Origin of the sequence: Streptomyces sp. NPDC057565 (genome assembly GCF_042801455.1) — a bacterium.
Lineage (GTDB): Bacteria > Actinomycetota > Actinomycetes > Streptomycetales > Streptomycetaceae > Streptomyces > Streptomyces yanii.
The window spans coordinates 42,501-63,293 of the sequence record NZ_JBHVFU010000004.1 but is presented as its reverse complement, the minus strand read 5'-3'; the positions used below and the strand labels follow the sequence as shown (position 1 = coordinate 63,293).

Annotated in this window: 20 protein-coding genes and 1 pseudogene (1 of these 21 cut by a window edge); 11 read left to right on the top strand and 10 right to left on the bottom strand. The window is 69.9% G+C overall.

Features of this window, described 5'->3' with window-relative positions; genetic code table 11:
- The first annotated feature begins 46 nt into the window (after positions 1-46).
- Positions 47-931 carry a hypothetical protein gene (locus tag ACFU8W_RS10375; RefSeq protein WP_384034453.1) on the top strand — a complete coding sequence of 295 codons (885 nt, stop codon included), beginning with the start codon at positions 47-49 and terminating at the stop codon, positions 929-931.
- Positions 932-983: 52 nt separating this feature from the next.
- Here the strand turns inward: ACFU8W_RS10375 and ACFU8W_RS10370 are convergent, their stop codons facing one another.
- Positions 984-1,421 (bottom strand): MarR family winged helix-turn-helix transcriptional regulator, encoded by a 438-nt coding sequence (locus ACFU8W_RS10370; protein WP_266985973.1) that lies wholly within the window; start codon positions 1,419-1,421, stop codon positions 984-986.
- Between the two features lie 129 nt (positions 1,422-1,550).
- Between ACFU8W_RS10370 and ACFU8W_RS10365 the strand changes: the two genes are divergently transcribed.
- The 8 genes from ACFU8W_RS10365 (at position 1,551) to ACFU8W_RS10330 (ending at position 9,654) form a co-directional block, all read left to right on the top strand.
- Entirely contained in the window at positions 1,551-2,570 is a 1,020-nt protein-coding gene (locus ACFU8W_RS10365; RefSeq protein ID WP_384034449.1) for an NADP-dependent oxidoreductase, read from the top strand.
- Positions 2,571-2,658: 88 nt separating this feature from the next.
- Positions 2,659-3,087: an organic hydroperoxide resistance protein gene (locus ACFU8W_RS10360; protein ID WP_345519501.1), complete on the top strand. Its 429-nt coding sequence runs from the start codon at positions 2,659-2,661 to the stop codon at positions 3,085-3,087.
- A 186-nt stretch (positions 3,088-3,273) separates the two neighbouring features.
- On the top strand, positions 3,274-4,620 hold the full coding sequence (locus ACFU8W_RS10355) for an extracellular solute-binding protein (RefSeq protein WP_384034446.1): 1,347 nt from the start codon (positions 3,274-3,276) through the stop codon (positions 4,618-4,620).
- Positions 4,617-5,576 (top strand): carbohydrate ABC transporter permease, encoded by a 960-nt coding sequence (locus ACFU8W_RS10350; RefSeq protein ID WP_384034443.1) that lies wholly within the window; start codon positions 4,617-4,619, stop codon positions 5,574-5,576. Before ACFU8W_RS10355 ends, ACFU8W_RS10350 begins: the two co-directional genes overlap by 4 nt.
- Positions 5,573-6,454 (top strand): carbohydrate ABC transporter permease, encoded by an 882-nt coding sequence (locus ACFU8W_RS10345; RefSeq protein ID WP_384034440.1) that lies wholly within the window; start codon positions 5,573-5,575, stop codon positions 6,452-6,454. Before ACFU8W_RS10350 ends, ACFU8W_RS10345 begins: the two co-directional genes overlap by 4 nt.
- Positions 6,455-6,601: 147 nt before the next feature.
- Positions 6,602-8,119 carry an alpha-N-arabinofuranosidase gene (locus ACFU8W_RS10340; protein ID WP_384034438.1) on the top strand — a complete coding sequence of 506 codons (1,518 nt, stop codon included), beginning with the start codon at positions 6,602-6,604 and terminating at the stop codon, positions 8,117-8,119.
- Positions 8,120-8,230: 111 nt separating this feature from the next.
- Positions 8,231-9,031 carry an EI24 domain-containing protein gene (locus tag ACFU8W_RS10335; RefSeq protein ID WP_384034435.1) on the top strand — a complete coding sequence of 267 codons (801 nt, stop codon included), beginning with the start codon at positions 8,231-8,233 and terminating at the stop codon, positions 9,029-9,031.
- Positions 9,032-9,045: 14 nt separating this feature from the next.
- Entirely contained in the window at positions 9,046-9,654 is a 609-nt protein-coding gene (locus ACFU8W_RS10330; RefSeq protein WP_345519505.1) for a LysE family transporter, read from the top strand.
- 15 nt (positions 9,655-9,669) lie between these two features.
- On the opposite strand, the pseudogene ACFU8W_RS10325 reads toward ACFU8W_RS10330, so the two are convergent.
- Positions 9,670-10,029, bottom strand: a pseudogene (locus ACFU8W_RS10325) (flavin monoamine oxidase family protein); the annotation flags it as partial.
- A gap of 180 nt (positions 10,030-10,209) precedes the next feature.
- Positions 10,210-10,833: a TetR/AcrR family transcriptional regulator gene (locus ACFU8W_RS10320; RefSeq protein WP_384034431.1), complete on the bottom strand. Its 624-nt coding sequence runs from the start codon at positions 10,831-10,833 to the stop codon at positions 10,210-10,212.
- A 160-nt stretch (positions 10,834-10,993) separates the two neighbouring features.
- Between ACFU8W_RS10320 and ACFU8W_RS10315 the strand changes: the two genes are divergently transcribed.
- Positions 10,994-13,465, top strand: coding sequence for a beta-glucosidase (locus tag ACFU8W_RS10315; protein ID WP_384034428.1), 2,472 nt, complete (start codon positions 10,994-10,996; stop codon positions 13,463-13,465).
- A 68-nt stretch (positions 13,466-13,533) separates the two neighbouring features.
- Here the strand turns inward: ACFU8W_RS10315 and ACFU8W_RS10310 are convergent, their stop codons facing one another.
- Positions 13,534-14,535: an aldose epimerase family protein gene (locus ACFU8W_RS10310; protein WP_384034425.1), complete on the bottom strand. Its 1,002-nt coding sequence runs from the start codon at positions 14,533-14,535 to the stop codon at positions 13,534-13,536.
- Between the two features lie 30 nt (positions 14,536-14,565).
- Complete coding sequence (locus ACFU8W_RS10305) at positions 14,566-15,483, bottom strand: SGNH/GDSL hydrolase family protein (protein WP_345519513.1); 918 nt, start codon at positions 15,481-15,483, stop codon at positions 14,566-14,568.
- Between the two features lie 351 nt (positions 15,484-15,834).
- Here ACFU8W_RS10305 and ACFU8W_RS10300 point away from each other — a divergent pair, with 351 nt between their 5' ends.
- A complete protein-coding gene (locus ACFU8W_RS10300; RefSeq protein ID WP_327246500.1) occupies positions 15,835-16,329 on the top strand; it encodes a DUF3145 domain-containing protein in 495 nt (164 codons plus the stop codon).
- Positions 16,330-16,532: 203 nt separating this feature from the next.
- Here the strand turns inward: ACFU8W_RS10300 and fabF are convergent, their stop codons facing one another.
- From fabF to ACFU8W_RS10275, 5 genes are all read right to left on the bottom strand, one after another.
- On the bottom strand, positions 16,533-17,795 hold the full coding sequence (gene fabF / locus ACFU8W_RS10295; RefSeq protein ID WP_266986001.1) for a beta-ketoacyl-ACP synthase II: 1,263 nt from the start codon (positions 17,793-17,795) through the stop codon (positions 16,533-16,535).
- A gap of 77 nt (positions 17,796-17,872) precedes the next feature.
- Complete coding sequence (locus ACFU8W_RS10290; RefSeq protein ID WP_030925892.1) at positions 17,873-18,121, bottom strand: acyl carrier protein; 249 nt, start codon at positions 18,119-18,121, stop codon at positions 17,873-17,875.
- A 63-nt stretch (positions 18,122-18,184) separates the two neighbouring features.
- Complete coding sequence (locus ACFU8W_RS10285; RefSeq protein WP_384034420.1) at positions 18,185-19,186, bottom strand: ketoacyl-ACP synthase III; 1,002 nt, start codon at positions 19,184-19,186, stop codon at positions 18,185-18,187.
- Between the two features lie 13 nt (positions 19,187-19,199).
- On the bottom strand, positions 19,200-20,114 hold the full coding sequence (locus ACFU8W_RS10280; protein WP_345519535.1) for an ACP S-malonyltransferase: 915 nt from the start codon (positions 20,112-20,114) through the stop codon (positions 19,200-19,202).
- A gap of 89 nt (positions 20,115-20,203) precedes the next feature.
- Positions 20,204-20,793 carry the end of a helix-turn-helix domain-containing protein gene (locus tag ACFU8W_RS10275; RefSeq protein WP_208857587.1) on the bottom strand. It continues 610 nt past the right edge of the window, so only the last 590 of its 1,200 coding nucleotides appear in the window; the start codon falls outside the window, past its right edge — the gene reads right to left on this strand; it ends in the stop codon at positions 20,204-20,206.

Sequence of the window (20,793 nt, the reverse complement as noted above, 5' to 3'; positions counted from 1 at the left end):
GAGCGGCTTTCTCTGTTGCCCTATCGCCACTTAATCTGCGGGCGCCATGGATTACTGCCACCCGTGTCAGCGGCATCTCAACGGAGCCCTCGCCTGTGCCGGGTGCGGAACCCCCGTCGAGGCGCTGAGCCACTACGCCACGCCCGTCCTCTCCGGCCACGAACCGGACGCGGAGCGCGAGAAGACCGCACCGCCCCTGCCGGCCGGACGCCGCCGCCGGTCCCGCGGCGCTGCCGAACCCGCGCGCGGCGGGCATGCGCACGGATCCCGGGGCACGCGCGCCCCGGGCGGCTCGCGCCGCGGTGGCCGCGCGGAGAGCGGCGGCAGCGACGGACCGGGCGGCCGGGAAGAGCGGGGTGGCCGGGGCGATCGACGAGGCCGGGAAGGGCGAGGCGTCAAGGAGGGCCGTGGCCGCCGTTCGCGCCGTCGCCGCGGCCGTACGGCTCTGCTCGCCGTCCTCGGAGTGGTGCTCGCCGCCGGTGTCCTGAGCTTCGCCCGGCTGGCCATCGAGCCGAACGGCGACGACCACGCCTCCGATTACGTACGCGAGGCCACCGACGTCACGACCGAACCGGCACCGGACCCCTCGTCGAGCCACGACATCGACGGTCCCGGACCGGTGGACGGTCCCTCCCTGGTCCCGGTCACCGATGCACACGCCTCCGGTACCCGCCGTCCGGCCGCTTCGACCGGCACCGGGGCCCCAGGTGGCGAGGGCTCCGCCCCGCCCGCAGCCACCACCACGCCGTCCGACGGCGCCGGCTCCGCCACGGAGCCGCCGTCCGGACCGAGTCCTTCGGGGACGCCTCGCGACCCGGCGGAGTCGGGGCAGCCCACCGGCACCGCGTCGCCGCCCCAGAATCCGGCGCCACCCACACCCAGCCCGACCAGGACGGAGACGTGCTGGTTCCTGTTCTTCTGCTCCTCCTAGGGCGTCCGCGGCCCGAGGCCAGGGGCTCCTGGGGGCGTCCGCGGCCCGGGCCCTAGGACTCCGCGTCCACGCCCAGCATCCGCCGCAGCAGATCCCGCAGCACCGCGCGGTCCGTGTCCGACAGCTTCGCCAGGGGCTCCCGGGCGAAGCTGAGCGACTCGCGCAGCTGCCGCGCGGTGTCGATGCCCTTCTCCGTCGGGGCGGCCAGTTTCACCCGCCGGTCGGCCGGGTCGGGCCGGCGCTCGACAAGGCCGCGGGTCTCCAGCCGGTCGACGATCCCCGTCACGTTCGACGGCTCGCACTTCAGCTTCTGGGCGATCCTGCGCATCGGCATCGGCTCCAGGGAGAGCAGTCCCAGGACTCTGGCTTGCGCGCCCGTCAGTGAGTGCGCGGCCGCGGCCTGGTCGTACTCCTCGTAGTAGCGCGCCACGACAGTGCCGATGAGCTCGACGACTTCGAGGGTCAGTGGGTCTGTTCGCGTGGTGGCCATGACACTCAGGATACTCCGTTACTTGACAACATGAAATATTTAGGAGCATGGTTGTTTCATGTCATGAAGCTTTTCTCCGCCGCGGGAACGCTTCCCCCACCCGTAAGACATTGAGGAGACCTCGAGCCCATGTCTGCAGCACTTCCCACGTCCAGCCGTGAATGGCACCTCGTCGCCCGCCCCCACGGCTGGCCGAAGGCCGAGGATTTCGCGCTGCGTGAGGCCCCGGTCACCGCTCCCGGCGAGGGTCGCATCCTCGTCCGCAACCTGTACTTCTCCGTCGACCCGTACATGCGGGGCCGGATGAACGACGTGAAGTCGTACGTCCCGCCCTTCAAGCTGGACCACCCCATGGAGGGCGGCGCGGTCGGCGAGGTCATCGCCTCCGGCGCCGAGGGGATCGCGGTCGGCGACCACGTCCTGCACGGTCTGGGCTGGCGCGAGTACGCCGACGTCCCCGCCGAGCACGCCGTGAAGGTCGACCCGGACCTGGCCCCGCTCTCCGCCTACCTCGGCGTGCTCGGCATGACCGGGCTCACCGCCTACGCCGGCCTCTTCGAGGTCGCCTCCTTCAAGGAGGGCGACGCCGTCTTCGTCTCCGGTGCCGCCGGTGCGGTCGGCAGCCAGGTCGGCCAGATGGCCAAGCTCAAGGGCGCCTCGCGGGTCATCGGCTCGGCCGGATCCGACGAGAAGGTCAAGCTCCTCGTCGAGGAGTACGGCTTCGACGCGGCGTTCAACTACAAGAACGGCCCGGTCGCCGAGCAGCTGCGCAAGGCCGCCCCCGACGGCATCGACGTCTACTTCGACAACGTCGGCGGCGAGCACCTCGAAGCGGCGCTCTCCTCGCTCAACGTTCACGGCCGCGCCACCATCTGCGGAATGATCGCCCAGTACAACGACACCGAGCCGGTCCCCGGCCCGCGCAACCTCGCGCTGGTCATCGGCAAGCGGCTGCGCCTGCAGGGCGTGCTCGTCGGCGATCACGCCGCGCTCCAGCCGCAGTTCGTCCAGGAGGTCGCCGGCTGGCTGGCCTCGGGCGAGCTGAAGTACAGCGAGACCTTCGTCGAGGGCATCGAGAACGGCTTCGACGCGTTCCTCGGTCTGATGCGCGGCGAGAACACCGGAAAGATGATCGTCTCCCTCGCCTGAACGCCACTCCAGGGCACCCGTTAGTCTCATCACAGGCCGTCGCGATCGTGGGCGCGAGTCGCGGCGCTACAGCAGAGGAACCCTCAGCATGAGCATTCAGGACATAACCGTCGCGTACACCGCTGTCGCCACCGCGGAGAACGGCCGTGACGGCCGCGTCTCCTCCGACGACGGTCGGCTCGACGTCGTCGTCAACCCGCCGAAGGCGATGGGTGGCAGCGGTGCGGGCACCAACCCGGAGCAGCTCTTCGCGGCCGGCTACAGCGCCTGCTTCCAGGGTGCTCTCGGCGTCGTGGCCCGCCAGGAGAAGGCCGACATCTCCGGCTCCACCGTGACCGCCGCCGTCTCCATCGGCAAGACCGCCGAGGGCGGCTTCGGCCTGGAGGTCGCGATCTCCGCGACCATCCCGAACGTCGACACCGCCACTGCGCAGTCGCTCGTCGAGAAGGCCCACCAGGTGTGCCCGTACTCGAACGCCACGCGCGGCAACATCAAGGTCGAGCTGTCGGTCGTCTGATCGCCCGTACGGCTCGTACGTGACCGAGGGTCGCACCCCCGCCAGGGTGCGGCCCTCGCTTTTGTTCGATATCCCGGACATTGTTCGGAATTCTTGCGCGACCCATTGACGCGCAAGCGCTTCGATTTTACGGTCCGTTCGAAGTTACGGGCAGCATTCGGGATTTCGAATAAGTGAGGGCGGGGAATGGGACGACCTGGCCTGAATCGCAGGCAACTGATCACGGGGCTGGGCGGGTTGGCCGTCGCCGGCAGCTTCGGCTTCGCGGCGCTGGGAAGCGGTGCGGACGCCCTCGCGTCGAGCGCGGACTCCCGGGTCCGATACTGGAATCTCTTCAGCGGCGGCGACGGCTCCAACATGATCGCGATGCTGGACGCGTTCCGTAAGGCCAACTCCGGTATTGCGGTGAAGGACGCGACCCTCCAGTGGGGCAATCCGTACTACACCAAGCTCGCCATGGCGGCCGCCGGCAGCCGCGCTCCGGACCTCGCCGTGAGCCACCTGGGACGTGTCGCGGGCTTCGCGCCGGGACGGCTCCTGGACCCCTGGGACACGGACCTGCTCGCCGAGTTCGGCGTACGCGAGCAGGACTTCAACCCGGCGCTGTGGAAGCGCGCCTTCATCGACGGCAAGCTGTACGCGCTGCCGCTCGACATCCACGTCCAGTTGAACTTCTATCGCAAGGACGTCCTCAAGAAGGCCGGCCTGCTCGGCGACGACGGCCTCATCGTGCCGATCGCCTCCACCAAGGAGTGGTTCGACGCACTCAAGGCCGCCAAGAAGGCCACCGAGAACGGACTGCAGACCGTCGGTATCCACGCCAACGACCAGAACTTCGCCTGGTGGTTCTTCGTCGCCTTCTACACCCAGCTCGGCGGAACCTACTTCGACGACGCGATGACCGAGGTCACCTTCGACGAGGAAAAGGCCACCCAGGTCCTGGAGTTCCTTCGGCAGCACGTCACCGACGGGTACGCCACCGCGGGCGCGGCCGACGCCGAGCAGTTCATGAACGGCTCACCGTTCACCTGGGAGGGCAACTGGTCGGTGCCCGTCTACTCGGGCGCGAAGATCGAGTACGGCGCAGCCCCGCTGCCGCCGGTCTTCGGCAAGCAGGCGACCCACGCCGAGTCGCACTCCTTCGTCCTGCCGCACCAGTCGGACCGAGGCGGCTCCTCCAACGAGGGCGCGCACCGACTGGCCGCGTACATCGTCAAGAACGCCCTGGCCTGGGCGGCGGGCGGGCACATCCCCGCGTACACGCCGACCCTTGGATCCGCCGCGTACAAGAAGCTCACGCCACAGAACGAGTACGTCTCCGCCATGGATCACCAGGCGACGGAGCCGAAGGCCTGGTTCTCGGGCTCCACCGGGACGCTCGCCGCCCGTATCGGGCCGGTCGTGGCCTCCTCCACCCTCGGCTCTGCCAAGCCCGCCGCGGCCGCCCACCGCATGAAGAACGTCCTCGAAACGCTCCTGGCCATGAAGAACCCGATGGATGGCAGGACCGCCGCGCAGGGAGGTGCCGCATGACGACGGCAAACGCCGAGGCCGCTCTCGCGCCCGCTTCGAAGTCGATACGTTCCATCAGCTCGGGGGATACGGAGAGCGCGCGGGCCCGTGTGGGGCGGGCGCTCCAGCACGGCGGCTGGTTCGTCGCGCCGTTCCTCGTGCTGTTCGCGCTGTTCGTGATCTGGCCGGTCCTGCGCGGCGTGTATCTGAGCTTCACCGACGCCAACGTCTCCGGCGTCGGTGCGAACTTCGTCGGCTGGGACAACTACCGCGAGGCGTTCGACGACCCGCTGGTGTGGGACTCCCTCGGCCACAGCGCCTACTTCACGCTCCTGGTCGTACCCTGCATCACGGTCCTCGCCTTCCTGATGGCGATGCTCGCCCACCACATCGAGCGCGCCAAATGGCTGTGGCGGCTGTGCTTCTTCGCCCCGTTCCTGCTGCCGTCGACGGTCGCGAGCAACCTGTGGCAGTGGCTGTTCAACCCCGGCACCGGGATGGTCAACTACGTCCTCGGCATCGACACACCCTGGCTCACCGACAAGTCCACGGCCATGCTCGCCGTCGTCATCACCACCCTGTGGTGGACGGTCGGCTTCAGCTTCCTGCTCTACCTGGCCGCGCTCCAGACCATCCCGGACCACCTCTACGAGGCGGCCAAGCTGGACGGCGCCAACGCCTGGCACCGCATGGTGCACATCACCGTGCCGATGCTGCGCAACATCACCGGACTCGTCATCGCCCTGCAGATCCTCGCCTCCCTCCAGGTGTTCGACCAGGCGGTTGTGATCTATGACTTCGGTCCGGGCCCCGAGGAATCGACCCGCACCTTCGTCCAGTACACCCTCGAAGAGGGCTTCACCAGCTACCGCGTGGGCTATGCCTCCGCGATCTCCATCATCTTCTTCGTGATCATCGCGGCCGTCGCCCTCGGGCGCATGTGGCTGCTGCGCAAGCGTGAGGAGGGCGTGCGATGACCGCCACGCAGATCCGCGTCAAGACCGGCCCGGTCGGGGCGGGCAAGGTCCGCAAGCCCTGGACCGCCGGCCAGATCGTCCTCACCGTGGTCGGCGTCGCCGTCTCCGCGGTGTGGGTGGCGCCGCTGGCCTGGGCGCTGTTCACCTCACTGAAGTCGGAGACCGAAGCCGTCGAGGTGCCGCCGCACTGGCTGCCGAAGGTGTGGACCGCCCAGGCGTGGAAGGCCATCTTCGAGACCGGCAACATCACCGACTGGTTCGTGAACTCGCTCGTCGTCTCGGTCTGCGTCACGGTCATCGTGCTGCTGGTCAGCGCGCTCGCCGGATACGGCTTCGCACGCACCGAGTTCCGCGGCAAGGGCGCCCTGATGGGCCTCGTCATGGCCGGACTGATGGTCTCGCCGGCGGTGCTCGGCGTACCGCTGTTCAGCACCGTCCAGTCGATGGGCATGGTCGACACCTACTGGGGCATGATCCTGCCGCAGTGCGCGCCCGCCGCGATGGTCTACATCCTCTACAAATTCTTCCAGGGGATTCCGAGGGAGCTGGAGGAGGCCGCCTTCATCGACGGCGCCGGTCGCTGGCGGGTGTTCTTCACCATCATCGTGCCGCTGTCCCGGCCCTCCCTCTCCGCGGTCGGCATCTTCACCTTCATCGCGTCCTGGAACAACTTCCTGTGGCCGTACATGGTGACCAACAACCCCGACCTGATGACCATGCCGAACGGCATCGCGACCGTGATGAATTCCTACGGCATCCAGTGGGCCCAGCTCATGGCCGGCGGCCTGATGGCCGGGCTGCCGCTGATCATCGTTTTCGTCTTCTTCCAGCGTCAGATCGTCAGCGGCGTCGCCCACACCGGCCTGGCCGGGCAGTGACCCGTACCGAGACCCCGGAGGCAGTTCCCGTGCAACGAACGGTGCTGGAGCCGCGACGGCCGGCCCGTCGTGGGATGACCCCGCACACGTACAGTCCTGCTCATTTTCTCGACCGATGACCGAGATACCGAACACACCGAGGAAGTCATGACCCGCACCGCGCGCTTCACCCTCGACCCGGCGTTCACCGTCGGCGACGTCGACCCCCGCCTCTTCGGCTCCTTCGTCGAGCACCTCGGCCGCTGCGTCTACGACGGCATCGTCGAGCCCGGCCACCCGGCCGCCGACGAGGCCGGCCTGCGTACGGACGTCCTCGAACTCATCCGTGAGCTGGGCGTCACCGCCATCCGCTACCCCGGCGGCAACTTCGTCTCCGGCCACCGCTGGGAGGACGGCGTCGGCCCCGTCGACGAGCGCCCGCGCCGCCTCGACCTGGCCTGGCGCTCCACGGAGACGAACCGCTTCGGGCTCTCCGAGTACATCGCCTTCCTGAAGAAGATCGGCCCCCAGGCAGAGCCCATGATGGCCGTCAACCTCGGCACCCGGGGCGTTCAGGAAGCCATCGAACTCCAGGAGTACGCCAACCACCCGGCCGGCACCGAACTCTCCGACCGCCGCATCGCACACGGCGACAAGGACCCCTTCGGCATCAGACTCTGGTGCCTGGGCAACGAGATGGACGGTCCCTGGCAGACCGGCCACAAGACCGCCGAGGAGTACGGGCGGCTCGCCGCCGAGACGGCGCGGGCGATGCGCCAGATCGACCCGTCCGTCGAACTCGTCGCCTGCGGCTCGTCCGGCCGGTCCATGCCGACCTTCGCCGAGTGGGAGGCGACGGTCCTCGCCGAGACGTACGACCTTGTCGACTACGTCTCGCTCCACGCCTACTACGAGGAACTCGACGGCGACCGCGACTCGTTCCTCGCATCCGCCGTGGACATGGAGTCCTTCATCGAGAGCGTTGTCGCCACCTGCGACCACGTCGGGGCCCGCCTCAAGTCGTCGAAGAAGATCAACCTCTCCTTCGACGAGTGGAACGTCTGGTACATGAGCCGCACCCAGAAGGAGGCCGAGGAGAACCCGCTCGACTGGCCCGAGGCGCCGCGCCTGCTGGAGGACAACTACACGGTCACGGACGCCGTCGTCTTCGGCACGCTGCTCATCGCGCTGCTGCGCCACGCGGACCGGGTGACCGTCGCCTGCCTCGCCCAACTGGTCAATGTGATCGCCCCGATCATGACGGAGCCCGGCGGACCCGCCTGGAAGCAGACCACGTTCTTCCCCTTCGCCCAGGCCGCGGCCCACGGGCGGGGCCAGGTCCTCGACGTGCGGGTCGACTCGCCCACGTACGAGACGGCGAAATACGGCGAGACGGATCTGCTGCACGCCACTGCGGTCCGTGACCCGCAGACCGGCGCGGTCACGGTATTCGCGGTCAACCGGGGCCAGGACGCGGAACTTCCGCTCGAAGTCCCCCTGCACGGCCTCGACCTGACGGCCATTGCCGAACACCAGGTCCTCGCCGACCGGGACCCGGACGCCCGCAACACCCTCACCGACCCGGAACGCGTCACCCCGCACCCGGCGGACGGCACCGCGCTCGACGGCGGCGTGCTGCGGGCGACGCTGGAACCGATGTCCTGGAACGTGATCCGCCTGACCTGAGCGCGGCAGAGGCCGAGCCCGTCCGGCGTTCGAGGACAAATCGTCCCGTCGGACGGGCCCGGCCCCGACTCTCCGGTCACCGGCGTCCGCCGCCGCCAGTACGCTGACGCCATGCGTGATCTAGGGGCGGGTTTCAGCTATTTGATCAAGGGGCAGCGCTGGGTGGCCCGGCACGGACGATGGTTCGGCTTCGGTCTGATCCCTGGCCTCATCACACTCGTCGTGTACGCGGGAGCGCTCATCGGTCTCGGCTACGGCGCCGACGACCTCGTCGCCTGGGCGACCCCGTTCGCCGACGACTGGTCCAGCCCCTGGCTCGGTCTTCTCCGCACCACGCTCACCGTGCTGGTCTTCGCGCTCGGCCTCTTCCTCGCCGTGGTCACGTTCACCGCCGTGACCCTGCTGGTCGGCCAGCCGTTCTACGAGTCGCTCTCCGAGGAGGTCGACCGCACGGAGGGCGGCGAGGTCCCCGAGTCCGGGCTGCCGCTCTGGCGCGAGCTGTGGATCTCCGCCCGTGACAGCATCCGCATCCTGGTGCGTGTCACGCTCTACGCCGTCCTGCTCTTCGCCCTCGGATTCATCCCGGTCGTCGGCCAGACCGTGGTCCCGGTCGTCGGCTTCTGCGTCACCGGCTACTTCCTCACCGAGGAACTCACCGCCGTCGCGCTCCAGCGCCGTGGCATGGTCCTGGCCGACCGGCTCGTCCTGCTGCGCGGCCGCCGCATGCTGATCCTCGGCTTCGGTGTACCGCTGGGGCTCGCCTTCCTGGTTCCGTTCGTCGCCGTGTTCCTGATGCCGGGCGCCGTCGCCGGGGCCACCCTGCTTGCCCGGGACCTGGTGGCGCCGCCCGCCGACGACGAGGACGCGTCCCCGTCCCCGTCCCCGTCCCCGTACAGCGTCAACACGGACTGAGGAGACCTGAGCCCATGACCGAGATCATCGCCGTCGCCGTCATCACCGTCCTCGCCGTCATCAGCCCGGGCGCCGACTTCGCGATGGTCGTGCGCAACAGCTATCTCTACGGCCGGACGACCGGGCTCCTCGCCGCCGCGGGTGTCGCCGCGGGTGTCCTGGTCCATGTCACGTACACCATGCTCGGCGTCGGGCTGCTGATCGCGTCCTCGACCGTCCTGTTCACCGTGATCAAGCTGGCGGGTGCGGCGTATCTCGTCTACATCGGGGTACGGACCTTCTTCGCCCGCAACGACCTCGCCGTCGACCTGGAGTCGAAGCCGGGACTGAGCCGGCTCGGGGCCCTGCGCACCGGCTTCCTCACCAATGCGCTGAACCCCAAGACCACGCTCTTCGTCGTGTCGACGTTCACCCAGGTCGTCGGACCCGACACAGGCCTGTGGCGGCAGGCCGGCTACGGGCTCTTCATGTCCCTCGCCCATCTCGGCTGGTTCGGACTGGTCGCGCTGTTCTTCTCGCACGCCCATCTGCGCACCGCGATGCTGCGGTGGCAGAAGGTCCTCAACCGCGGCATCGGATCGGTGCTCGTCGGACTGGGCGTCACGCTGGGCCTCGCCCGCTGAGGTCCGCGACGGACGTCAGCTCGTGTGCACTTCCAGCGCCGTGCGGACCGCCGACTCCAACGCCCCTTCGATCCAGGCGGGCTTGACCGAGGTGTGGCAGCCCGCGAAGTGCAGCGGCCCCTCGACCGAGCGCACATCGGCGAACAACTCGGTGTGCCGGCCGGGCAGCAGCACCGACGCCTCGCCGTACGCGTACGGGTCGCGCATCCACGACTGGGTGGCACCGACCCCGGTGCAGAAGACCTCGATGCGCTGCCCGTACACGCCCTGCACGCCGCCCAGGGCGTGCGGGTAGCGCTCGTCGTCGTCCAGGGAGTCCCATTTCAGTGCGTCGTCGGCCCAGTTGTACGAGGCCAGGAGGACACCGCCCTGGGCGGCGCCGACGGCGGCACCCGCGATCATGCTCCGCCGCGAGGGCCGGGCAGAGGTCTCTTCGGCCGGCTTGTCAGTCATGCGGACACCCTGGGGGGCGCGGAACGGAGCGCGTTGCCCAGACGCGCGTAGACCGCTCGGAATCACTCGCAGGTGCCGCTCATCGATCTTGTCGTATCGGTGTTATCGCTGGTCATCCGACTCGCGGGTGGGGTCGTCGTGCTCGTCGGCTGCGTCCGGGGACCCCGGCTGCAACAGCCGCAGGAAGTCCCGGAACGCGGCCGGCATGTCCACCGATCCGGGGTCGAGCAACCACTGGTACTGGAGCCCGTCCAGCACCGCCACGAGCAGCGGCGCGGCCCGCTCCGGAGTGAGGCCGCCCGGCAGTGTCCCGCCGTACTCCGTGCGCAGCATGGCCGCCATGCTCGCGCGCACCTGTGTGTAGCGGCGAGTGAAGAACTCCCCGGCCGGATGCCCCTCCGTCACGCTCTCGCCGAGCAGCGCCGAGAACGTCTGGACGACGCCGGGGCGCATCGCGTTGTACTCGACGAGCGAGTCCAGAAGATCCACCCGCCAGGTGCCGTCACTGCGGGCCCCGCCGCCCGTGTCCCACTGGTCGCGCTCCTCCAGTACGGCGACGAGCAGCGCTTCCTTCGTCGGGAAGTAGTGCAGCAGTCCCTGCTGGCTCAGCCCGACCCGCTCGGCTACCGCGCTCAGCGTGGCGCCGCGGTAGCCGCGTTCGGCGATCACTTCCAGCGTGGCGCGGAGGATCTCCGCCCGTCGCTCCGCGGTTCTGGCCCGCACCATCGCGTCCGGCCCCTTTCGGTGCTGTCGGTTCCTCAAGCAGGACCGTACGCCATCCCGGACATGCCGCATAACAAACAGATAACAAAGCCTACTGCTCTACTGGTAACCGAGTCACCATGGAGACAATTCCGCAGAGGATTCACCACGAGGAGGTACGGCCGTGGCAGGCGCGTCCACACCCACCCAGCCCGACGAGGCCCGCGAGGCCGCGGTCGAAGCGGCGCTGGCCGCACTCGGACTCGACGACAAGGCCCGGCTGCTGGCCGGCCAGGACATGTGGTCGCTGCCTGCGCTCCCCGCCGTCGGCCTGGGCTCGCTCGTCATGTCCGACGGCCCGATCGGTGTCCGCGGTGTCCGCTGGACCGCCGAGGACCCCTCCGTCGCCCTGCCCTCGCCCACCGCGCTCGCCGCGACCTGGGACCCGGCGCTCGCCCGCCGCGCGGGCCGGCTGCTGGCCCAGGAAGCCCGCCGCAAGGGCGTGCACGTCCTTCTCGCCCCGACCGTCAATCTCCACCGGTCGCCGCTCGGCGGGCGCCACTTCGAGACGTACAGCGAGGACCCGTACCTCACCGGCGAGATCGGCGCCGGCTATGTGCTCGGCGTCCAGGACGGCGGCGTCGGCACGACCGTGAAGCACTTCGTCGCCAACGACGCCGAGACCGACCGCTTCACCGTCGACAACATCGTCGCCCCGCGCACGCTCCGCGAGATCTACCTGGCCCCGTTCGAACGGATCGTCAAGAACGCCCACCCATGGGGCATCATGGCCGCCTACAACCAGGTCAACGGCTCCACCATGACCGAGCACCGCTACCTGCAGAACGCGGTGCTGCGCGGCGAGTGGGGCTTCGACGGCTCCATCGTCTCCGACTGGCTGGCCGCCCGCTCCACCGGCGCCGCGATCAACGGCGGCCTCGACATCGCCATGCCGGGGCCGAAGACGGTGTACGGAAAGGCGCTGGCCGCGGCCGTCCGGGCCGGTGAGGTCGAGGAGTCCGTCGTCGACGGGGCCGTGTGCAACGTGCTGCGCCTCGCCGCCCGCGTCGGCATCCTGGACGGCGCCCCGCCCGTCGTCGACCCGGCGGACCACCCCACCGGCATCGACGGCGACGCGCTCGCCCGCGAGATCGCCCGCCGCTCCTTCGTCCTCGTACGCAACGAACGCGCCGCGCTCCCCATCGACCCGGCCGTCGTGCGCAAGGTCGCCCTCAGTGGCGCGCTCGCCCGCGACGCCCGCGTCCTCGGCGGCGGCTCCGCCCAGGTCTTCCCGCACCACATCGTCTCGCCGCTCGACGGCCTGATCGCCGCCCTGCCCGAGGACGTCCTCGACTACCGCGTCGGCGCCGACCCGAACAACGAACTCGCCCCCGCCGAGAAGGGCTTCGAGCTCCGGGCCGTCTGCTACGACGCGTCCGGTGCGGTCCTCGGCTCGGCGCCGCTGCACAGCGGCACCGTCCAGTGGATCGGCGACGACCTCCCCGACGGCGTGACCCACGAGACGCTCCACAGCGTCGAGATCACCGGCACGTTCGTCCCGCGCGACACCGGCGAGCACCTCTTCGGCACCCGCGGCACCGGAGCGCTCACGCTCACCGTCGCCGGCGAGACCCTCTACGACGACATCCACCGGGTCACCGGCTCCTCCGACCCCGGCGAGGCGTTCTTCGGCAACCCACTGGAGCGGGGCCGGACGACCCTCACGGCGGGGACCCCCGTCGAGGTGTCGCTGCGGCAGGTCCCCGAGACGCTCGGCGCCGACTCGCCCATTCCCGGCGTCTCGTTCTCCTTCTGTCACCTCGGCCCGCGCCGCGACCCCGACGAGCTGATCGCTGAGGCCGTCGAGGCGGCCCGCGCCGCCGACACCGCGATCGTCGTCGTCGGCACCACCGAACGCGTCGAGTCCGAGGGCTTCGACCGAACCGACCTGATGCTCCCCGGCCGCCAGGACGATCTCGTCCGGGCCGTCGCCGCCGCCAACCCGAACACCGTGGTGGTCGTCAACTCCGGTTCCCCGGTGGAACTTCCGTGGCGCGACGAGGTCGCCGCGGTGCTGCTCAGCTGGTTCCCCGGTCAGGAGGGCGGCGCGGCGCTGGCCGACGTCCTGCTCGGCGCCGCCGAACCGGGCGGCCGCCTGCCCACCACCTGGCCGGTCGCACTCGCCGACGTCCCGGTCTCCGTCACGACCCCCACCGACGGTGAACTCCACTACGAGGAGGGCGTCTTCGTCGGCTACCGGGCCTGGGAGAAGGCGGGTACCCGACCCGCCTACCCCTTCGGCCACGGACTGGGCTACACCACCTGGGAGTACGAGTCCCTGACGGCCGCCCCCGACTCCGCCACCGTCCGCCTCCGCAACACGGGCACCCGCCCCGGAGCCGAGACGGTCCAGATCTACCTGGCGCCGACGGACGACACCGCCGAGCGCCCGGCCCGTCGGCTGGCCGGCTTCGCCCGCGTCGAAGCGGCCCCGGGCGAGAGCGCCGAGGCCGTGATCGAACTGGACCGGCGCGCGTACGAGATCTGGGACGAGACGGCGTACGACTGGACCCTCGTGCCCGGAACGTACGAGGTGCAGGCGGCGCGCTCGCTCGGCGACGTACGCCTGACGGCGGCCACGGAGGTCAAGGAGTAGCGGCAGCCCCTCGGACCGGAGAGCCCCGGAGCGGCACCTGACCCCGCTCCGGGGCTCTCCTCATCCGGTCAGCGCACCGAGAACCCGTACACGGTCGTCGACGCGTACTCCTCGCCCGGCCGCAGCACCGTGCTCGGGAACTCCGGCCGGTTCGGAGAGTCCGGGAAGTGCTGCGTCTCCAGCGCGATCCCGTCGCAGGGCCGGTACGGCCGGCCGTCGAGGTGGTCGGCGGTGTACAGCTGAATTCCGGGCTCGGTCGTGGTGACGGTCAGGACGCGCCCCGAGCCGGGGTCGCACAGCTCGGCCGCCGGACCGTCCACCGCCTCGTCCAGCACGAAGTTGTGGTCGTATCCCGTGCCGACCGTCCGCGCCTCACGGAAGTCGAACCGGGTACCGTCCACCGGCAGCAGCTCGCCCGTGGGAATCGACTCGCCGTCCACCGGGGTGATCCGCCCGGCCGCGATCCGCAGGGTGTGCCCGGCCGCACTGCCGCTGTCGGCGCCGGCCAGGTTCCAGTACGTGTGATTGGTCAGGTTCACCACGGTCGGTGCGTCCGTCGTCGCCCGGTACGCGATGCGCAGCGCCCCGTCCTCGTCCAGGGTGTACGCCGCCGAGACCGCCAGCCGCCCGGGGAAGCCCTCCTCGCCGTCCTCCGCGACCAGCGACAGCTCCACACCGCCCGGGATCTCCCGTGCCTCCCACACGCGCTTGTCGAAGCCGAGGGCTCCGCCGTGCACATGGTTGCGCCCCTCGTTCCGGGTCACGTGGTGGGTCTGCCCGTCGAGTACGAAGGAAGCGCCCGCGATCCGGTTCGCGTACCGTCCGACCAGCACCCCGAAGTAGGGGCCCGAGCACGTCTCGTACGCCGCGAGATCCGGCAGCCCGAGCGCCACCCCGGCCCGTACGCCGTCCCGTCCGGGCACCTCCACCGACTGCACGGCGCCGCCGTACGTCAGGACGCGCGCCCGCGTACCGGCCCGTTCCAGCGTCCAGCGGTGGACGGCGGTGCCGTCCGCGAGGGTGCCGAAGAGGTCCGTACGTATCGCCGTGCTGCTCAAACCCGTGTCCATGATCACGGACCTTAGACCACGTGCCGATGGCTACGCCGGGGGCTTCCGAGCCGTGATATTGCGGTACGCGATCTCGGCGAGCCGGGCCTGGCCGCTCAGCCCCGGATGGAACCAGTCCCACTGGCTGAGCTGCCGCCCGGTGAACCGGTAGTCGAAGACCGCACCGCCGTCGTACCGGCAGCGCGGATCCTTCGCGCACACGTTCCGCAGCACCTCGTTGTACGCCACGACACGCTCCTGCACCGAGACGCGGCGCGCCTCGGCCCCGGCGCTCATGTCATCCGCATGGCCCAGCATCGACTTGCAGATGCCCAGCTTCCAGATCTGCTTGCCCAGGGGGTTGTCGCGCCCCGTCGACCAGAGGCGTTTGAGATCCGGCACGCTCGACACGTACACCTGCGCCTTCGGAGCCTTGCTGCGGAGCTGACGCATCGAGGCCTCGAACGAGGCCCGGAAGTCCGCCACCGGCGTCATCAGTCTCGCCGAGTCGCGGCAGGCGTCGTTGGCGCCGATCATCACGGTCACCAGGTCCGGCTTCCGCTCCGCCGCGAGAGCCATCTGCTCCGGCAACTGGGCGATCCGGGCCCCGGTCTCGGCGTGGTTCCAGCTGTGCGAGGCCGCGCCCGAGGAGCCGAGCAGCCGCACCGCCAGGCTCCGGACCTCGCTGTCCGTGCCGGTCGCCCAGGAGACCTCAGGACAGTCGGCCAGCACGGAGCAGGCGTCGAAACCACGGGTGATGGAGTCCCCGACTGCGGCGACCGACCCGGGACTGCGGTTCCAGGCGGGGGAGGGCGCGGCAGACGGGCGGTGCTGCCCGGCGGCGGAACTCCTGGTCGTCCCGTCCGACCCCGTGTCACAGCCGGCCAGCGCGGCCGCGGCGATCACCGGAAGCGCCGCCAGAACGGCGGCACCGGTGCGCGAGCGATGGCTCACGGAACGTTTCTGCATCCCTCATGCCCTCCCGTTTATGCCCCCGGCAACCGCCCATGGCCCCGGGCGACACGCCCGCGCGCCCTGCCGGGTGAAAGGTGTGCGAATGATGGGCCCAGGACCGACGGTACGTCACACCTCGGGCGCCGCCGCACGATAGCTTTTCCCCGTCGAACCAGTGCCACGTTCCGCCACCCGACTCCACTTGGGTGGTTTCGTATTATCACATCACGTCACATACTGTCCTTTTTCTGGAGATTCACTCCCGATGCTGTTTACTGACGACAACCTCGGGGACCGGCCGAGAAAAGGCGGTACGGGCGCGAGGCCGCTGGGGAAGGCGAACCTCGTCCCACACTGGAGGTCCCGGTGACGACACGTGGAGTCCTGTACGTTCACTCCGCACCGCGCGCGCTCTGCCCACATGTCGAATGGGCGGTGGCAGGTGTCCTCGGTGTGCGGGTTCAGCTCGACTGGATCAGACAGCCGGCCTCGCCCGGCACCTGGCGTTCCGAGTTCTCCTGGAAGGGCGCCGCGGGGACCGCGTCGAAGCTTGCCTCCGCACTGCGGGGGTGGGATCTGCTGCGCTTCGAGGTGACGGCGGAACCGTGTGCGACGGCGGAGGGCGAGCGGTACAGCTCCACGCCGGAGCTGGGCATCTTCCACGCGGTCACCGGCATGCACGGCGACATCCTGGTGCCGGAGGACCGGCTGCGGGCCGCACTGGCGCGGTCGGTGCGGGGGGAGACGGAGCTGGAGGCGGAGATCGCCAAACTTCTCGGCAAGCCGTGGGACGACGAGTTGGAGTCGTTCCGGCATGCGGGGGAGGGGGCGCCGGTGCGGTGGCTCCACCAGGTGGTCTGACCCGTCCGCGGGTGCGGGTCGCGCCTGCGCGGGCCTGCTTCCCTGCCCGTCCCTTCCCGACACCGGAGGCTCCGCCCCGGACCCCGCTCCTCGATCGCCGGAGGCGCATGATCTTCCGCCCGGGCGATGGAGGGCATCGTTCAGCCCGGGCAGCAGTGAAGCCCGCCTCCCCGAGGGGACGGCGGGCTTCGGCGCGCTGGGGGTCAGACGCTGCGGAACGCCAGCACCACGTTGTGGCCCCCGAACCCGAACGAGTTGTTGATCGCGGCGATCGACCCCTCGGGCAACGGACGGGGCTCATCGCGCACGATGTCCGCCTCCACGGCCTCGTCGAGGTTCTCCACGTTGATCGTCGGCGGAGCCATCCGGTGGTGCAGCGCCAGGACCGTGGCAACGGTCTCGATGCCGCCCGCGCCACCGAGCAGGTGACCGGTCATCGACTTCGTCGCGGAGATCGCGACATGGTCGAGGTCGTCGCCCAGGACCTTGCGCAGAGCCTTCAGCTCCGCGACGTCGCCCTGCGGCGTCGACGTGGCGTGCGCGTTGAGGTGCACGACCTCCGACGGCTTGAGGTCCGTCTGGTCCAGCAGGTTCTGCATGGCGGCAGCGATCCCGCGTCCGGTCGGCTCGGGCTGGGCGATGTGGTGGGCGTCCGCGGACAGCCCCTGTCCCAGCACCTCGCAGTAGACCTTGGCGCCCCGCGCGGCAGCGTGCTCCGCGGACTCCAGGACCACGACGCCCGCGCCCTCGCCGAGCACGAAGCCGTCACGGCCCGTGTCGTACGGACGAGACGCCTTCTCGGGCTCGTCGTTGTTCTTGGACATGGCCATCATGTTGGCGAACGCCGCGATCGGCAGCGGGTGGATGGCCGCCTCGGTGCCACCGGCGAGCACGACATCGGCGCGGCCGGTGCGGATCATCTCGACGGCGTAACCGATGGCCTCGGCGCCCGACGCACAGGCGGAGACCGGGGTGTGGACACCGGCCTGCGCGTTGACCTCGAGGCCGACGTTGGCCGCCGGGCCGTTCGGCATGAGCATGGGCACGGTGTGCGGGGAGACGCGGCGTACGCCCTTCTCCTTCAGCACGTCGTACTGGTCGAGGAGCGTGATCACGCCACCGATACCGGAGGCGATGACCGAGCCGAGCCGGTCGGGCTGGATCTTCTCGTCCTCACCGGCCTTGCCGGTGAAGCCGGCGTCCGCCCATGCCTCGCGGGCCGCGATCAGCGCGAACTGCGCCGAGCGGTCCAGCTTGCGGGCGAGCGGGCGGGGCAGTACGTCGCCCGGGTCGACGGCCGCAAGGGCGGCGATCCGGACGGGCAGTTCGGCGAAACGCTCGCCCTCGAGAGGCTTGACGCCGGAACGACCGGCCATCAGACCTTCCCAGGTCGACGCGGAGTCGCCACCCAGCGGAGTGGTTGCGCCGATACCGGTGACGACCACGGTGCGATTGGTCGAGTTCACTGGAAAATCTTCTCCACGTGTAGAGGGTCGTGAATCAGCGGCGCCACCGCCGGGTGGCGACACACGAGCCGGCTGGATCAGGCCTGGTGCTTCAGGATGTAGTCGGCAGCGTCGCCGACCGTCTTGAGGTTCTTGACGTCCTCGTCCGGGATCTTGACGTCGAAGCGCTCTTCGGCGGCGACGACGACCTCGACCATGGACAGCGAGTCGACGTCCAGGTCGTCGGTGAAGGACTTGTCCAGCTGGACGTCCTCGACCGGGATACCGGCGATCTCGTTGACGATCTCGGCGAGACCGTTGACGATCTCTTCCTGGGTGGCGGCCATGTTGGCGCTCCTTCGATGTATTTCTGCAGGGTTCGGACGTCCGGACCGGAAGGTCCGGTGTGCCTAGGGGAGAGTAACGACCGTCGCGGCGTAGACGAGACCCGCCCCGAAGCCGATGACGAGCGCGGTGTCGCCGCTCTTCGCCTGACCGGTCGCCAGGAGCCGCTCCATAGCGAGCGGAATCGAGGCGGCGGAGGTGTTGCCGGTGGTCTCCACGTCACGGGCGACCGTGACGTGCTCCGGCAGCTTCAGGGTCTTCACCATCGAGTCGATGATCCGCATGTTGGCCTGGTGCGGGATGAAGACGTCCAGGTCTTCCGGGGCGATCCCGGCCGCGTCCAGCGCCTGCTGGGCGACCTTCGCCATCTCGAAGACGGCCCAGCGGAAGACCGCCTGACCCTCCTGCGTGATGGCCGGGAACTTCTCCGGACGGTCGGCGTGGAACTCGTCCCACGCCACGGTCTGCTTGATCGTCTCGGACTTGTCGCCCTCGGAGCCCCAGATCGTCGGGCCTATGGCGGGCGCCGTGGAGGGGCCGACGACGACCGCGCCGGCACCGTCGCCGAACAGGAACGCCGTCGCGCGGTCGTGCAGGTCGGTGAGGTCGCTGAGCCGTTCCACGCCGATGACAAGCACGTACTCGGCCGAACCCTCGACGATCAAGCCCTTGGCGAGGGTCAGGCCGTAGCCGAACCCGGCGCAGCCGGCGGAGATGTCGAAGGCGGCGGGCTTGCCCGCACCGATCTTGTGGGCGATCTCGGTCGCGATGGCTGGCGTCTGCTTGAAGTGCGAGACGGTGGAGACGATGACGGCGCCGATCTGCTCCGGCGTGATCCCGGCATCGGCGATGGCCTTGCCGGACGCCTCGATGGACATCGCTGCCACGGTCTCCTCCTCGGAGGCCCAGTGGCGGGTCGCGATGCCGGAGCGGGAGCGGATCCACTCGTCCGACGAGTCGATCGTTTCGAGGATCACCTCGTTGGGCACCACACGGGTCGGGCGGTAGCCGCCCACACCCATGATCCGTGCGTACGGGGCGCCCTGGCTGGGCTTGATCTTCGACATGCTCTCGGGCTCCTTAGGCGCCTGCGTGCTCAGCGAGGAGCGCGCGGGCCGCGTCGAGGTCGTCGGGGGTCTTGAGCGCGAGGGTCTGCACCCCGGGCAGTGCCCGCTTGGCGAGACCGGTCAGGGTCCCACCCGGGCAGGCCTCGATGAGCGTCGTGACGCCCAGCTCCTTGAACGTCTCCATGCACAGGTCCCAGCGGACCGGGTTGGCGACCTGGCCGACCAGCCGCGAGATGACCTCGGCGCCGGTGGCGACCGGCTTTCCGTCGGCGTTCGAGACATACGTCACAGTCGGCTCGGAGACCGTCAGTGCCGCGGCGGCCTCGCGGAGCCGGTCGACGGCGGGAGCCATGTGGTGCGTGTGGAAGGCGCCGGCGACCGTGAGGGGCACCACCCGGCGCACGCCCTCCGGTTTGTCCCTGGTCAGCGCGGCGATCTGAGCGGCGGTGCCGGCGGCGACGATCTGGCCGCCCCCGTTGACGTTCGCCGGGGTCAGCCCGAGCTTCTCCAGGTGCGGGACCGTCACCTCCGGGTCACCGCCGAGCAGCGCCGCCATGCCGGTCTCGGTGACCGCTGCGGCGTCCGCCATGGCGAGCCCGCGGGTGCGTACGAGACGGAGCGCGGTCTCCTCGTCGAGGACACCGGCGAGCGCCGCCGCGGTGATCTCACCAACGCTGTGACCTGCGACGACATCCGGCGATGCGGCCAGTGCGGAGGCGGACAGCAGGCCCGCGGCGACCAGCAGCGGCTGAGCCACCGCGGTGTCGCGGATCTCGTCCGCGTCGGCCTTCGTGCCGTAGTGGGCGAGGTCGAGCCCGATGGCGTCGGACCAGGCCGCGACGCGGTCGGAGGCACCGGGGAGGTCGAGCCAGGGAGTCAGGAAGCCGGGCGTCTGAGCGCCTTGGCCGGGAGCGACGAGTACGAGCACCCTCACACTCTCTCTTGTGAACGGTCCTGAACGCCCGTGGGGACAGGGACGAAGAACCGTAGGGGGAATTGTTGATGTCCGACAAAAGTCTAGGACTGGGTATCCCTGTCGGCCAGACGCCCCAGAATCAGGGCGATTCGCAACGTGAACGCCGAGCGGACATCGGATGGCGACCACCCGGTGACGTCTGTCACACGTCGAAGCCGGTAGCGCACGGTGTTGGGGTGCACGAACAGCATCCGGGCCGCGCCCTCCAGACTGCTTGCCTGCTCCAGGTACACACTCAGAGTCTCCAGCAGCGCAGAGCCCGCTTCCTCCAGCGGTCTGTAGATCTCCTCCACCAACTGGTCCCGCGCGGCGGGGTCGCCCGCAATGGCGCGCTCCGGCAGCAGGTCGTCGGCCAGAACCGGCCGCGGCGCGTCCTGCCAGGCACCGCACGCCTTGAGCCCGGCGGCGGCTGCCTGGGCGGACCGGGTGGCCGCCAGCAGGTCGGGCACCACGGGTCCGGCGACGACAGGGCCGGCCGCGTACGGGCCGATCAGCGCCTTTGCGACGTGCAGCGGGTTGTCGCTGCCGCCCGCGATGACGACCAGACGGCTGCCGAGCACTCCGGTGAGGACCTGGAGCTTGGCGTGGCGAGCGGCGCGTCGGATCGCCTCGACGGTCAGTTCGCTGTCGC